Source organism: Flavobacterium glaciei, assembly GCF_003350545.1.
GTDB lineage: Bacteria > Bacteroidota > Bacteroidia > Flavobacteriales > Flavobacteriaceae > Flavobacterium > Flavobacterium glaciei.
Map to the genome: position 1 here is coordinate 40,518 of NZ_QQBA01000005.1, position 14,775 is coordinate 55,292.

Sequence of the window (14,775 nt, forward strand, 5' to 3'; positions counted from 1 at the left end):
GGGGGTTAGGGGGCTTAATATTGTTCGCTGGAATTAGGAAAATCACTAGATTTCACATCGGCTACATATTGACCGATGGCTGTTGTCATTTCCTCATATAAATTCATATATCTTCTCAAGAAACGCGGACTAAACTCATTGTTCATTCCTAACATGTCGTGAATGACCAGAACTTGTCCGTCAACACCACCACCAGCACCAATCCCAATTACTGGAATCGAAATGCTTTGGGCTACTTTTTCAGCTAAATGTGCAGGTATTTTTTCTAACACTAATGCAAAACAACCCAATCTTTCTAGCAATTTAGCATCTTCAATAAGTTTATCTGCTTCTTCTTCTTCTTTTGCACGAACGGTATACGTTCCAAATTTATATATAGATTGTGGGGTTAAACCCAAATGTCCCATTACTGGAATTCCTGCGTTTAATATTTTCTTGATAGAATCCTTTATTTCTTTTCCGCCCTCTAGTTTTACGGCATGGCCACCGCTTTCTTTCATGATTCTGATAGCGGAACGCAACGCCTCTTTAGGGTCTGATTGATAACTTCCAAAAGGTAAATCCACAACAACCAATGCTCTTTCTATGGCTCTCACTACAGATGAAGCGTGATAAATCATTTGGTCTAATGTAATTGGCAATGTTGTTTCATGACCGGCCATCACATTTGAGGCGGAGTCACCTACTAAAATGACATCAATTCCGGCGGTATCAACAATTTTTGCCATCGTGAAATCGTATGCTGTAAGCATGGAGATTTTCTCTCCATTAGCTTTCATCTCAATCAATGATTTTGTAGTAATCCTTTTATAATCTTTTTTTGCGACAGACATATTTCTTGGTTTAAGATTGTAAAGGTAATAAAATGTATATTTTTAACTCAAAAATGTAACAGTAATGTTATTTGTAACACCAATTTATTAAACCAACAAACGATGAAAAAATTTTTATTAATTCTTGTTTTATTACTATCCGCTAATTCTCATGCTCAAAATCAAGATATTCAGGTAGTAATTGAGAATTTTTTCGAGGCTTTTCACGCCAAAGATACTACGAAATTAAAGGTGCTTTGTGACGACACGATGATTCTACAATCTATTGCAGAGAATGTTGAAGGCAACAAATTATCGAATGAAAAGCCACAGGTGTTTTTTAAATCGATCGCTTCTATTCCTGCCGAAGTAAAGTTTCAGGAAAAGATTTTGAGTTATTCCATCCAAGTAGATGGAAGTATGGCCCACGCCTGGACACCTTACGAGTTTTATGTAAACGGAAAATTAAGTCACAAAGGGGTGAATGCTTTTACACTTTTTAATAAAGATAATACTTGGAAAATCGTGCATCTTATTGATACGCGAAGGAAGTAGTTTTTCATAGGTCTTGGTTTATATATATACTAAAGACCATTTATGGTTTTATCTAATGTATTTTTCATAGAGAAAAACATAAAAAATGGCAATCATAACCGAAATAAAATTGCCTACTAAATAAAAATCATTGTACAAAGATTGCTTTACTTTATCTTGCTCATCGTCTCTCTTCAATCGTGTGGCCAATTTTAATGCGCCAAATAAAGTAAGCGCATGTGGATAATTATTAATCAATGAAACGAATAGAAAAATTCTTTCAACGATTCCTTTAAGTATAGATTTATAGTCTATAATTTTATTTTTTCGAATTGTTTTTGGAGTGATAACATAGTAAAATATACTTAGAAGTATTTCTGTAGAAAGAATGAAAACCATAAATCGAAGTATATCCATGCTTTTATTTTATTGAGGTAATTGTATGCATTATATTTTTTGTAGCATTATAAGATTCTATTTGTAATGTTTTTTCTCTTTTCCATATTAAAGAGCGGGTTTTATTCATTTTTTCAGAAATGATTTTATAGTCTTTGAATTGTATGAAATTTGATGCCAAATCATAGTCATTTTTAAACGACCATTTGTCTGTAATTTTTTCAAAAATTATGAAAGCATCATTCAAAACACTTTGTTGTAAGAGATTGTCTATTGAAATGTTAAATCTAAATTTTTTATATTTTGAATCATTCAGTTTCAATCGTGCATCCGTTAAACCGCTTCCCAACATTTCATAGGCAATCTTTTCATTGATGGGCGTTTCTATTTCGCCTTGATTCAAAACATACCGTAATTTAAAATTTAATTTTTTGTGAATACAATTTTCTTCTAATGTAAGAATAATTTGTATCGATGCGGCTAAGTTTTTTATTATGCCTTGAAATTCATCACCTAAAGTAATAGTTAATGGTGATAATATATCTGTTTTATAGATTTTATTTACTTCTTCTATTAGATTTTTAAAATCTTCCATTAGTGGTTTTTGCTCCTTTTTTCCACTATTAATAATATCCGCCATTAGGATAAAGTGTTTCATAAAAAATGAAATTATGTATTTTATTTCAAAAATAGTGAAATAAATCACATAATTTCATTTTTAGTGAAAATAAAAATAAAAATTTAAGAAAAGATAAAATCAATTTATAAAATTATGCAATAATTTAATAAGTATCGTCATTCAAATCTGATTCCTCTTCTATTGCTTTTTTAAAATCATTATTCATAAAATGAGTATATGCTTTTTTATCTTTTTGATTTTTTCTTATTAGAAATACAATCAAAATGAGCACAAAAATGACTACAACTCCAACTATTATCCAGTTAATTTCCATAAATTTTTATTTATGAATAAATTTACCTTAAATAATTGAATTTGAGGTTGTCTGTATTTTAAATTTGTGTTACCAAGTTTAACAATCAGCCATATTTACAGCAATAGCTAATCCTCCTTCAGAAGTTTCTTTGTATTTATTATTCATGTCTTTGGCTGTTTGCCACATCGTATCTACAACTTTATCTAAAGGTACTTTTGCATTTTTAGGGTCGGTTTCCATTGCTAATTCTGCAGCATTAATGGCTTTTATGGCACCCATCGTATTTCTTTCGATGCATGGAATTTGAACTAATCCAGCGATAGGATCACAGGTTAATCCTAAATGATGTTCCATCGCAATTTCAGCAGCCATTAAAACCTGCTCTGGAGTTCCGCCCATCAATTCGCATAAAGCTGCTGCAGCCATCGAAGATGAAACGCCTATTTCTGCTTGACAACCACCCATTGCTGCGGAAATGGTAGAACCTTTCTTGAAAACACTGCCTATTTCTCCGGCAACCATAAGGAATTGTTTGATTTCTTTTTCTCCGGCATTGTGGTTTTCAATCACTAAATAATACATTAAAACGGCTGGAATGACACCCGCACTTCCGTTTGTAGGTGCCGTAACCACACGTCCTAAGGCGGCGTTTACCTCATTTACCGCAAGGGCAAAACAAGAAACCCATTTCAAGATTTGACGAAATTTCACTTCCGTTTTTCTAATTTCTTCGAGCCAAGTTTGTGGCGAATCATAATTAGCTAAACCGATGAGGTTTTGGTGCATATCAAAAGCACGGCGGCGTACGTTTAATCCTCCGGGAAGAATCCCTTCGGAATGGCAACCAATGTACATGCATTCGAGCATTGTTTTCCAAATACGCATCAATTCATGATTGATAACCTCTTCGGTACGCATCGATTTTTCGTTTTCATAAACGATTTCTGAAATGGATTTATTCTCTTTTTTGCAAAAATCCAATAACTCAGCTGCTTTGTCAATTGGATACGGAAAAGCACATTTTATTTTTGTTTTCTTCTTGGCGTTAATGCGTTCTTCTTTGACCACAAATCCACCACCAATTGAATAAAAGGTCGAAACGTATTCGCTATCATCAGTCATGTAGGCTGTAAAAGCCATTCCATTGGCATGAAAAGGAAGAAAGTTTTTATTGAAAACGATGTCTTGAAGGAAATAAAAAGGAATTGTTTTTTCGTTTCCTAAATTGATTTCGCTTTTAGATTCAATGGATTTGATAATTGCGTCAATATTTTCCACAGGAATGTATTCGGGATCTTGCCCACTCAAACCAAGCATTACGGCTAAATCAGTGGCATGACCTTTTCCAGTCAAGGAAAGGGAACCGTATAAATCTATTTTTACCCGATTTACAACAGGAAGTAAATTTTCATTTCTCAATTCACTAAGAAAGCGTTCGGCTGCTCTCCAAGGTCCAAGTGTGTGTGAACTCGAAGGTCCAACACCAATTTTTAGCATATCAAAAACAGAGATACATTCTTCCATCTGTAGTGTTAATTTTGTTGTATGCAAATATAATAGAATGTTGCAATGATACGAATTGAAAACAGTATTTTATTGTTGTTTTAATAATGAAAGGTACTGTATTGTTAGTATTCTTCAATAAAAATGAATTAATAAAAACTTGAGGTTTAGGGAAATCAATATTTAACTAATCCTGAATTTAGCTTGTGCAATAGTTCGTAAATGGGTATTTTTGAGGCATAACTAACCCAAAACAATATGAATAAGACTGTTTTTTCTTTTTATCTAATGCTGACTTTGGTGCTAAACGCTAATTCGCAAGTGCAAAGTCCGTCCCAATTTTTGCCAAATTATGGAAAACAAATAACCTATTATCATCAAGCTGAAAATTATTTTAAGCATCTTACGGAAAAGTCAAATTTAATTAAACACCAAAAATATGGAGTGACTCCGGAACAAAGAGACTTAAATGTGTATTTTATTTCCAGTCCTGAAAATCTAGCTAATTTAGAACAAATTCGGAATAACAATTTAGCAGCCATTGGTTTATCCCAAAATAAATCGCAAATGATTGGGGATAAGTTAATAGTTTGGTTGAGTTTTAATGTTCATGGAAATGAATTTGCCGGAACCGAAAGTGCGATGACTGTGGCTTACGAGTTAGTAAATCCTTCGAATGCTGAAACTAAAAAGTGGTTAGAGAATACAATTGTTATCCTTGATCCGTGCATCAATCCTGATGGTTATTCCAGATATGGGAATTGGTTGCGTGAAATTTCAGGTAAAAAAACACATCCGGAATTATCAGACAGAGAGCATATGGAAGTATGGCCAGGCGGCAGATACAACCATTATATTTTTGATTTAAATAGAGATTGGGCTTGGCAAACACAACAGGAAACGCAACAGAGAATCGCACTATACAACCAGTGGATGCCTCAAGTTCATACTGATGTACACGAAATGGGATATGATTCTCCGTATTTTTTTCCTCCATCAGCGGAACCTTTGCACGAATATATTGAGAAATACCAGAAAGATTTTCATTACACTTTAGGAAAAAATATTTCTAAAAAATTTGATGCTCAAAACTGGATGTACAATACTGGTGAGCGTTTTGATTTGTTTTATCCAAGTTATGGCGACACGTATCCTACTTACAATGGTGCGGTAGGAATGACGATGGAACAAGGAGGAATAGGTGCGGGGAGGGCAGTTACAATGAGTAACGGAATCACCTTGACAATACAAGACCGATTGACACATCACGCAACAGCAGTATTAACCGTGGTTGAATCTGCGGCGGCACAAGCGGATGTTTTGCTGAAAGGATTCAGAGGTTTTATGAATAATTCCCGAAAAACAGTAAAGGGAAATTATAAAATGTACGTGATGAAAAACAATCCGAAGTTAATACAAATGGCGGATTTGTTGAAAAAGAATAATGTAGAATTTAGTTATGCAGATGCGAGTCAAAAAGCATCTGGATTTAATTATAGCAGCAAGTCAGAGAAAGCTTTTGCGATTGAACCGAATGATTTAATCGTTAAAGTAGACCAACAAAAAGCTGTTTTTGCTCAGGTACTTTTTGAACCAAATCAAAAATTGAACGATAGTTTGTCCTATGATATTACGTCTTGGGCTTTGCCATTGGCGTATGGAGTTGAAGGCTATGCGTTGAAAAACAGTTTAGCTATCAAAACAAAAGCATCCATTGAAGTGCAAGAAAAAGGAATTCCACAAAATGTATATGCATTTCATATTCCTTGGAATAACAGAATTTCCGCTCAGGTTTTGTCTTTGTTACACCAAAATAATATCAAAGTACGATCTGCTATGAAGAAAGCCATTTTTGGAGATGTAATAGTGGAGCCGGGTGGTTTGATTGTCACTAAAGCTGATAATCCAAAAGTAGTAGATTTTGAAAAAACGATAAGTGAGCTGGTAAAAGTAAAAACCGATTACAATTATATAGCTACAGGGTTTTCATCAAATTCTAAAGATGTTGGAGGTGAAAATTTTAATTTACTGAAAGCACCAAAAGTTGTATTGTTATCTGGAAAAGGAGTTGGATCAACTGAGTTTGGAGCCACTTGGTATTATATGGAGGAAACGATTGGATATCCTGTGAGTGTGGTTGAAGTGAGTAATTTTAACAGATTAAATCTATTCAATTATAACACGCTTATTATGGCTGATGGATATTATGATTTTTCAGATGACCAACAAAAGAAAATAAGTGAATGGATTAAAAATGGTGGAAAAGTAATTGCAATGAATAGTGCCCTTAGTTTATTTGAAGGAAAAGAAGGATACGCTTTGAGTCCTTTTGCAACCGAAGAAGACAAATTAAGTTCTGAGAAAGAAGCCGAAGAAGAAGAACTAAAAGAACGTTTTCTTGATTTTCAGGATTCAGAAAGACGATATATTTCTAAATCAATTCCTGGAGCCATCATTGAAAATCTTCTAAATAAAACACATCCAATGTCTTTTGGTTTAGGGGATAAATATTTCAGTTTAAAAACAGATGACAGGCATTATTCATTATTGAAGAAAGCAACTAATGTTGTCTATGTTCCTAAAGATTATAAAAGCTATGGATTTGTGGGTAACGAAATCAAAAAGAAATTGAATAATACCGTTAGTTTTGCAGTTGACAAAAAAGAAAATGGAGAAATAATTTACATGATTGACAATCCGTTATTTAGAGGTTTCTGGGAAAATGGAAATTTATTGTTTAGCAATGCCTTGTTCTTAGTAGACTAATTTCTCATGATAAATCGAAACAAAAAGAGCTCGAAATTATCGTGCTCTTTTTTGTTTTATTTGAATGGTTTGTGCTTAAAAAGGATATCCAATTGCTAAATTAAAAATTAAATTTTCTCTGCGCCAAGGAGCGCTTCCAAAATCAATTTTATCTAAAACCCAACGGTCGCCATCAGCTAAATACGGTTTTCGTAAAGGAAAGGCAAGATCTGTTCTCAAGATAAGAAAAGAGAAATCGAAACGCAATCCAGCTCCAGCTCCAACGGCGATTTCATTCATGAACTTTTTGGAGAATTTAGCACCAGGTTTTTCTGTATTCTCATTTAACAACCAGATATTTCCAGCATCTAAAAACAAGGCACCTTTTACCAGCCCATATATTTTAGCACGGTATTCGGTATTAAATTCTAACTTTAAATCTCCGGATTGATCGGGTAAAAAAGTATTCGTATTTGTTGATGCCCCATCAAAACTTCCAGGACCAATAGAACGTGCTCTAAAAGCTCTTAAACTATTTGTCCCACCAATAAAAAATTGCTTAATAAATGGCATTTCACGAGAATTTCCATAGGCAAAACCAGCTCCTGCAATAATGCGGGTTGCTAGTTGAGAATCTGGACCTAACTTATAATAATGTCTAAAATCATTTTCTATTTTGATGAATTGGCTAAAAGGAACAGTAAAAAATTTAATAGGATCCTTTTTTTTAATGTTTGCTCCCGTAGCTAATCCGGCAATATTTCCTGCCAAGTCGACGGTTCCTTTGTAGTAAAAAGTATTTTTCTTTCGCTTTTGCAATGTATTAGTGTACGTGTAGGAGTAGGTTGGACCAAAAATTAATTGTTTCTCAATTACTTTATCTAACGATGGGTTTACATTGATTTGTTCTTGATACAACGGCGTTACATTTTGCGGACTTGCATATGTAATTTCAGTGATATTTAATAAATGTTCTTTCTGTTCAGTCTGTTTCCATAAATATCCAAAAGAGCCTTTGAATGTTTGCAACGAGTATAACTTGGTTCTATTTTGAAACTCATATCCTAATGTTGCTTTTGTTTTTGGTACAAAACCACTTGGAGAATTTAGTTTGAAAGGTGCCACTAATCTTGGCCAAATTAAATTAGCCTCGGTTCCGAAGCGATAAACATTAAATCCATTATTTTGTCCGGAAACTTGTACTTCAACACCTCCAAATGCTGATATAGTCAGTAGTTCAGCACCTCTAAAAGTGTTTCTGTTGCTCCAGTTTAAATTAAGCTCGGTTCCAGTATAATTAGCTGAATTCGTTTTAGCTAATAATTCCAATCGGATAGATTTTTTAGGTAATGGCGTTAAATAATAATACGCATCTAAATAATTTCCTGTTGTATCCGAAATCGTAAATTGATTTTTTACAAATTTGAAAGTTCCTAAATTCACTAATCTATTCAGCGATAAATTGTGATTACTACGGTTGTATAAATCTTCTTTTTTGAAATACAGCGCGCGGTCAAAAATACGTGGTTTGAATAAATTCTCTGGGTCAATAATAGTCAAATCATTGTATTTTTGGATAGAATCCATATTGGTTTTTATACTGTCCATCCCAATCGAATAATTAGGATATACAATGATTTTATTGATTTTATACGGTGTCTCTGCCAGACTTGGTGTTTCTTCCTTAACTTTTACAATTAAATCTACCTGATGGTCTGCAACGGTACTGTCTACTTGGACTTTTAGATAATCAGGGTTAAAGTAAAAGTATCCTTTTTCCTTTAGTCTGGCATCAATACGAATCCTTTCTTCTTTGATAGTCTCTAGGCTGTAACCGTCATCTTTTTTTAATAAACTTCGGCGTCTGGTATTGCGTACTGTAGATGAAATAACTGAGGAATCGGTAGGGAATTTAACTTCTCTGATTTTGTATTGTTGTGCTGTATTTACAAGATATTCTGCACTTGCTTTTTTTCCTTTTCTGGTTGAATCTGCTGCAGTTTTTGCGTTGAAATAGCCACTGTTTTCAGTAAAATTTTGCAGAACGCTTTTGTTGTATTCTAAATCTACTTGACTATACAAAACGGGAGGTTCGCCTACTTTAGTTCTCAACCAGTAACGCCATCCTTTTTCTTTTTTTGGCGTTCCAGCCAAATTATAAATGAGCAATTTTGGTTTTAAACCCAGAAAAGAAGAATTAGGTTTAGGTCTTACAATATCTTCCAACTGGTTTTTTAGCGCTTTGTTTTCCTTCTTAGTAGTATGTTTTCCTTCCACTTTGATTTTTGCGCCTGTGTACAGCAGTTCCCCTTCTGGTAAATACTTAGTATTACTGCACGAAGTGACGAACAATCCTAAAAAAAGAAAATATAATAAAGGACTCTTATTCATCTGATTTATTTTTTAATTCTTTTTTTGCTTTTTGCTTTGCTTTTTTTGCTTCGCTTTTAGCATATAATTCTTTGAACTTATTGTAATTTATTGTAATAACGAAGGCAATTCCTGTTTCAACAACCTCTCCTTGAAGAGCCACTTGGTATTTGTTTACACGATACACTCTGATTTTGTATCTTCCATCTTTAGAAAGTTGGTAATCCAGAGAGACATCTCCTGCGATATTATTAGCGTTTTGGTTTACTTGTTGTGGTCCTTCAATTCCAAAGCTGCTTCCAACAGTAACTTTCAATCTGTCGTTTAGCAATGTCTTAGAAATTCCAACATTCAAATCAGTTTTATTTTCGCGTTGACCGGTGGTGTAATCATCGGATGTATTCAAATCAAAATTAAGCTCTACACCTTCGATTAAATCGCCTGCTAAATTATTAAGTTGTTGTGACAAAATTTTGCTGGCACTTTCTCTTGCTAATGACGAAACATTTGTTCCTCCTGTTTCGCTGGCAAATGGATTTTCTCCAATGAAGCGATTTAGTAGGAGCAAGGCAAAAACCTGCTTGTTCATTTCATCCGGTTGCTGACGCAATTGAGTCAGTTTAGCTTGTGTAGAATTAATGATTTCAGTTGCTACGCTATTATTTCCTTCAGGTAAAACGATGTCAAAGGAAATAGTTGGTTTCATTAATTCCCCAGTCATTTTCAGACGGGTTTCAAAAGGAATTTTTTGTTTGTATGTATTTCTAACTTCGTCTGTAACGGTTCCTAATTGGTCGTTTATTAAATCGATTGGTGCCGCTTCTGTTTTGTAAATCGCTGTGATACTAATGTCAGCACTTGTAGGTTCTCCAGTCCACAAAATATAACTTCCTGGTTTGATGTCGAATTTTCTTTTGATGCTATTAAAATTCATTTCATAACTTCCCTCAGACAGTTCGTATCTTCCCGTAAGCGTAGTTTTTCCTGAAGGATCTATTCCACCATTCAATTGTGCTTCTCCTTTTAATTTCAAGAAATCACCGTTGGCTTTATCTATGTTCAACGATAATTCAGCTTCTTTATCAATTTCAATATTCACGGAGGCATTTATTCCTTTTAATTCCATTTCACTGGTAATTTCATCAACAGAAACAGTCTTCAGTATTTGCGGATTATCTTGATCAATAAACTCAACGATTCCCTCTCTGTCCGCAATTGATGGATCAGATTGTGGCAATACAACAGTAAATTTAGTGTCTTTATTGATTCTTATATTTCCCTCCACGATTGGGTTGTCAATAGATCCTCTCACCGTTAAGTGGTTGTCTAAATACAATTCGCCATAATACAAATCATTGTCTTTGGCTTCAGAATTTACGGCTTTAAAATTATCGGCATCAATGGCTAAATCAAATCCAAAATTGCTGAAATTTTCACTGTTGATGGTTCCGTTTATCGCTAAATCATTGTCTTTTTCATCTTTTATTATGAAATTATCGAAGACTACGGCATTGTTTGTAAATGTAATTTTATCATTCAAAGACTTGAATGTCGCGTTTAACGGTACCGCTTTAAATCCAATTTCATTAAATTTTAATTCTCCTAGGACTTTTGGTTGAGTTGTGTTTCCAGTAATCTTGAAATTCCCTGTCAAAAACCCGGTACTTTCAGCGATATTATCCAATGTGAAACCCTGAATACTTTTTAAATTCAGTTTTGCAATATCTAGGTTCATATCAAAACTGCTTTCGCTTGTTTTGTAATATCCTACTAAATCTACTTGATTTCCCTGACCGGTGATTCCTACTTTAGCATCAAATTGATTGGCAATCGCATTGTTTACTTTGATACTAATAGTACCAACAGTGTCTTTCTTGAAAGTGAAATTTTCAATATTTAAATCCGAAGTAAATAGAGGTGTAGTATTCACATTCTTTACCAAAGCGTTTCCATTAATTTTACCACTAAGCTGTAAATCTTTTTTCTCGACAAAACTTGTAATAGTATTAATGTCAAAATCCTTGAAATTTATGGCAATAGGAGCATTTGGGTTATTCGATTGTGATTGAATTTGAATGTTACTTCCGTCTTTACTCAATTCGAAATTATCAGCATAAATTCCTTTTTTGCCAAAACGAATCAGATTGTTTTGAGCTATTTTCCAAGATTCGTAGTTCAGCAATAAATTATCCGGACCAAGGCTCACTTCATTATTTCCATTAATTGCTTTTAATGTTCCGTTTATTAAAAAGCGTTCAACATCCTTTGCATCTTTTAATTGTACCGTGTAATCCACAAGATTATTATCCACTTTTCCAGTAATGCTAGTATGTGGTAACTGAATTTGTCTGTTTTGGATATCGTCTACAATAAAGCTGTACAGCAGCGCTTTGTCTTGGGTGTCTATTTTTAAAGTCGCATTTGTAATCGTATTTCCTCCATAAATTAATTTCGGAATAGCCCCATTTATAACAATCGTATCATTGATTGAATTGTATCGTCCTGTTACATTTATAGGTTCGAGACTTTTCAATTCAGGAATTAGTTTCAATATAATTGGATTGTCTTTGATACCAATTTTAAATGTGAATTGTTGATTTTCAACCGCTATTTTTCTTGAATTTGGATTGCTGTCATAATATGTAGCAACAGAATTAGATATTGCTTTTGCTATTTTAGACAGCTTATATTTCCCATTAACTTCGGCGTCTAAAAATGAAGAATTTATGAATAATGTATTTTTTTCAGTGGATGATGTTGCCACTACATTTATCGAATCAATTACAAATTGTTCTTTGGCATTGGTTACATTTATGCTGTGCGCATTTACGGTTCCGTTGAGGTAATCTAAATTAGCCGATTGAATATCAGCATCAACAACACCTCTTATTTTCAGAGGTCCAGCATGTAGATTTAGTTTTTCTAAATCGGCAATATCTACATTCAGTTTTAGTTTCCCGGAAGGATATTTGTCTCTGAAACTTCCGCTGCTCACTAAATCAAAAGTCAGATTAGGATCTTTTGCAGTAGCATTGACATTGAAATTTCCATTGCGAATAGCACCTTTTACATTCAAATTTCGATAGGTGTATTTATTATAATAAGCCTTGAGGATACTTCCGTTTAATGAAGTAGTTGCTGTTTTTGGGTCAAATCCAGTTCCCTTGATGTTGGCTGTTAAAGTTACTTTTCCAATGGAATCGTTTTTGATAAATCTTCCTAAATCAAAATTAGTAAGTTCTGTTTGAGCGTCGTATTTCTCGTAGTTTTTTCTGCTTTGGTCAAAAGTTGCTTTGATTTTTGCATTTCCAAAACTACTCGCAATATTCATATCAGTATTAAAATTAGCTATTGTCCCTCTAAAAGTTCCTTTGGCACTGAATTTTGATGGCAACTGAATGGAATTAGGAATCGTTTGTTTTGGCAAAAAGCCAACAATATCTTTTGAACCGGATTGTAAATCTTGAATATTCAAATCAAAATAGGCTTTGTTGACATCTGGCAAACCAATAATTCTGCCGTTTGCTAATACCTTTGTTGTTCCTATACCACTAATCTCCATAGATGGAAATTCAATATTTTTTAATTTTCCTTTTATAGTTCCATTAACTAGCAATATTGCATTTGGATTGCTCATAAACGGATTTACATTGACAAGTGTTGGTGCAAAAAGTATTATATCTTTAATTCCCAATTTACTTTTTTTCAAATTAGCAATAAGCCCTAATTCTCCTGGATTATTGGCTAAAGACGCAATGGAAGGATATCCAATTCTAATTTCATCTTTCAGTTCCGTTTGAGGAGTTTTTAAATATAATTTTTTGAAAAATGCATTCTTTTTACCGTAGAAAAATTCTGCATTAAAGGATTGAATGTTCAAACCGCTTTTGTCTTTAACAGTCAATGAATTGGCAATTCCTGAAATGTTTTCCGGATTGTAATTCAAAAAATCTACTTGCAAATTTAAATTGGTAATGTCTAAATGGTTGTAGTCCATTCCTTTTTGAACTGCAACTTTAGTATTATTGTCGTAGCGGAAGTTTACCCTTTTGAATTCTGTTTTATTTATTTTGACATCCCAATTATTTGATTCGACATTTGTAGCTTCTTTTTTAGGTTTTATTCCAGCTATTTTATCAAAAGCCAAAGCACCTTCTACTCCTGTTACATCAAGACTTTCAATAATAGCAAATTGATTGTTAAGGTCAATTTTATCCACTTTTGCGAGTAATTTTTTTAAATAAAAATTTAGTGATGTCTTAGTTTCTTCACTTTCATAATCAAAATCAATCTTTCCTAAATCAATTTCTCCTAATTTTAATTTTAAGATAGATTCTGGTTCGTTCTTAATCGCTGCCACTTTAGTAGCATTGGATATTTGCACCAAACCTTGTTTTAGTTTGAACTTCAATCCATTGATTTTAGCTTTTGGAATTTCAAAGTTCATTTTATTTAAATCGAAAGTTTTAATTTTCGTTTCAAAACGCTTTAGATTAGTATAAATATCATTTTTTGTAACGGCATCGGTATAGTTAAACTTTATGCGGTCGAGTTTAATTTCCTCTACAGAAAACTGCATGGGTGCTGAATCGCTATTTTGTTTCTCTGGAGCAGAAAACGCTTTTATGATGTAATCAAAATTAAAAACAGCTTTAGAATCTCTATTTAAATGTGCCGTAATCCCTTCTAATTCCAATGAATTAATTTCAATCTTATTGTTTATCAATTGAAATAGGCTGATGTCAGCAGCTAATTTTTCACCTGCAAAAAGAGTGTCTTTTTTTTGGTCTTCAAAATATACGCCTTGTAGGATTACTTTTTTTGGAAATTTAATAGCAAGACTATCTACGCTCACTTTGGTTTTAATCTTTTCTTCCAAATACGTTACTGCTTTATCTTTGGCAAAATTCTGAACAGATGGAACTTGAATAGCAACAAAAAGAAACAAGAACAACAAGACAATAATTCCTATTATCCAAAGGAAAATCTTTAAACTTTTCTTTACGTATGTTTTCAAATGAGGTGTATTTTTTGGTTAAAATTAACCAATTTTAATAAGACTTGCAATCTTGCTTGCAAACGGAATTTCGTACAAAGGTTAAAAATTCAAAACTAAATACATTATATAATTTAAAAATAATGTTGCAAAATTATTGTAATGTATCACAAATATACAAAGTGTTTTTTTTAAGTTTTATATATAAGGATTTCATTAAAATCTTGAGCTTGTTTCTCATCCAATAAAATATCTTTTACAGCCATTAACATTGCCTTATTAGATGTAAAAAGTTCTCTATTAAAGTTAATTATCGTCGTGATGTCAATATATTCAATATGTGCAAGTTGCGCTTCAGAGTAAAACGTATTTAGCGCTTTAGTGTAATTTTTTTGTGTAGTATCAAATAGAGTTTTCAGTTCTTCAAAATCCGATTTTTTTTCGGTATTCAATAATATATTTAATTTCAGGTACAGTTCTTCGG

10 protein-coding genes are annotated in these 14,775 nt (G+C 33.1%); 2 read left to right on the forward strand and 8 right to left on the reverse strand.

Translation table 11 applies throughout. From position 1 onward, the window contains the following. Nucleotides 1-14 precede the first annotated feature (14 nt). A complete protein-coding gene (gene panB, locus DFR66_RS06000) occupies nucleotides 15-833 on the reverse strand; it encodes a 3-methyl-2-oxobutanoate hydroxymethyltransferase (RefSeq protein WP_114753942.1) in 819 nt (272 codons plus the stop codon). Between the two features lie 102 nt (nucleotides 834-935). On the opposite strand from panB, the gene DFR66_RS06005 reads away from it, so the two are divergent. Next, the gene (locus DFR66_RS06005; RefSeq protein ID WP_114753943.1) at nucleotides 936-1,367 is read left to right on the forward strand and encodes a Cif family virulence factor; all 432 of its coding nucleotides are present in this window, start codon (nucleotides 936-938) and stop codon (nucleotides 1,365-1,367) included. A 48-nt stretch (nucleotides 1,368-1,415) separates the two neighbouring features. Here DFR66_RS06005 and DFR66_RS06010 read toward each other — a convergent pair whose 3' ends face one another. The 4 genes from DFR66_RS06010 to DFR66_RS06020 all read right to left on the reverse strand — a co-directional run bounded on the left by DFR66_RS06010 (nucleotide 1,416) and on the right by DFR66_RS06020 (nucleotide 4,201). Continuing rightward, the gene (locus DFR66_RS06010) at nucleotides 1,416-1,763 is read right to left on the reverse strand and encodes a hypothetical protein (protein WP_146841115.1); all 348 of its coding nucleotides are present in this window, start codon (nucleotides 1,761-1,763) and stop codon (nucleotides 1,416-1,418) included. A gap of 4 nt (nucleotides 1,764-1,767) precedes the next feature. Beyond that, nucleotides 1,768-2,400 (reverse strand): SatD family protein, encoded by a 633-nt coding sequence (locus DFR66_RS06015; RefSeq protein ID WP_114753945.1) that lies wholly within the window; start codon nucleotides 2,398-2,400, stop codon nucleotides 1,768-1,770. A gap of 124 nt (nucleotides 2,401-2,524) precedes the next feature. Next, nucleotides 2,525-2,695 (reverse strand): hypothetical protein, encoded by a 171-nt coding sequence (locus DFR66_RS13870; RefSeq protein WP_167400491.1) that lies wholly within the window; start codon nucleotides 2,693-2,695, stop codon nucleotides 2,525-2,527. 78 nt (nucleotides 2,696-2,773) lie between these two features. Continuing rightward, nucleotides 2,774-4,201: an L-serine ammonia-lyase gene (locus tag DFR66_RS06020; protein WP_114753946.1), complete on the reverse strand. Its 1,428-nt coding sequence runs from the start codon at nucleotides 4,199-4,201 to the stop codon at nucleotides 2,774-2,776. Nucleotides 4,202-4,438: 237 nt separating this feature from the next. Here DFR66_RS06020 and DFR66_RS06025 point away from each other — a divergent pair, with 237 nt between their 5' ends. After that, a complete protein-coding gene (locus tag DFR66_RS06025; protein WP_114753947.1) occupies nucleotides 4,439-6,946 on the forward strand; it encodes a M14 family zinc carboxypeptidase in 2,508 nt (835 codons plus the stop codon). Nucleotides 6,947-7,021: 75 nt separating this feature from the next. Here DFR66_RS06025 and tamL read toward each other — a convergent pair whose 3' ends face one another. The 3 genes from tamL to DFR66_RS06040 all read right to left on the reverse strand — a co-directional run bounded on the left by tamL (nucleotide 7,022) and on the right by DFR66_RS06040 (nucleotide 14,743). Next, nucleotides 7,022-9,316, reverse strand: coding sequence for a translocation and assembly module lipoprotein TamL (gene tamL, locus DFR66_RS06030; RefSeq protein WP_114753948.1), 2,295 nt, complete (start codon nucleotides 9,314-9,316; stop codon nucleotides 7,022-7,024). Then, nucleotides 9,309-14,312, reverse strand: coding sequence for a translocation/assembly module TamB (locus DFR66_RS06035; RefSeq protein ID WP_114753949.1), 5,004 nt, complete (start codon nucleotides 14,310-14,312; stop codon nucleotides 9,309-9,311). Before DFR66_RS06035 ends, tamL begins: the two co-directional genes overlap by 8 nt. 170 nt (nucleotides 14,313-14,482) lie before the next feature. After that, on the reverse strand, nucleotides 14,483-14,743 hold the full coding sequence (locus tag DFR66_RS06040; RefSeq protein WP_114753950.1) for a hypothetical protein: 261 nt from the start codon (nucleotides 14,741-14,743) through the stop codon (nucleotides 14,483-14,485). Between the last annotated feature and the right edge of the window lie 32 nt (nucleotides 14,744-14,775).

What these genes read in the sequence shown, in the direction of transcription:
- panB (WP_114753942.1), bottom strand. Translation starts at nt 833, where the DNA reads ATGTCTGTCGCAAAAAAAGATTATAAAAGGATTACTACAAAATCATTG.
- DFR66_RS06005 (WP_114753943.1), top strand. Translation starts at nt 936, where the DNA reads ATGAAAAAATTTTTATTAATTCTTGTTTTATTACTATCCGCTAATTCT.
- DFR66_RS06010 (WP_146841115.1), bottom strand. Translation starts at nt 1,763, where the DNA reads ATGGATATACTTCGATTTATGGTTTTCATTCTTTCTACAGAAATACTT.
- DFR66_RS06015 (WP_114753945.1), bottom strand. Translation starts at nt 2,400, where the DNA reads ATGAAACACTTTATCCTAATGGCGGATATTATTAATAGTGGAAAAAAG.
- DFR66_RS13870 (WP_167400491.1), bottom strand. Translation starts at nt 2,695, where the DNA reads ATGGAAATTAACTGGATAATAGTTGGAGTTGTAGTCATTTTTGTGCTC.
- DFR66_RS06020 (WP_114753946.1), bottom strand. Translation starts at nt 4,201, where the DNA reads ATGGAAGAATGTATCTCTGTTTTTGATATGCTAAAAATTGGTGTTGGA.
- DFR66_RS06025 (WP_114753947.1), top strand. Translation starts at nt 4,439, where the DNA reads ATGAATAAGACTGTTTTTTCTTTTTATCTAATGCTGACTTTGGTGCTA.
- tamL (WP_114753948.1), bottom strand. Translation starts at nt 9,316, where the DNA reads ATGAATAAGAGTCCTTTATTATATTTTCTTTTTTTAGGATTGTTCGTC.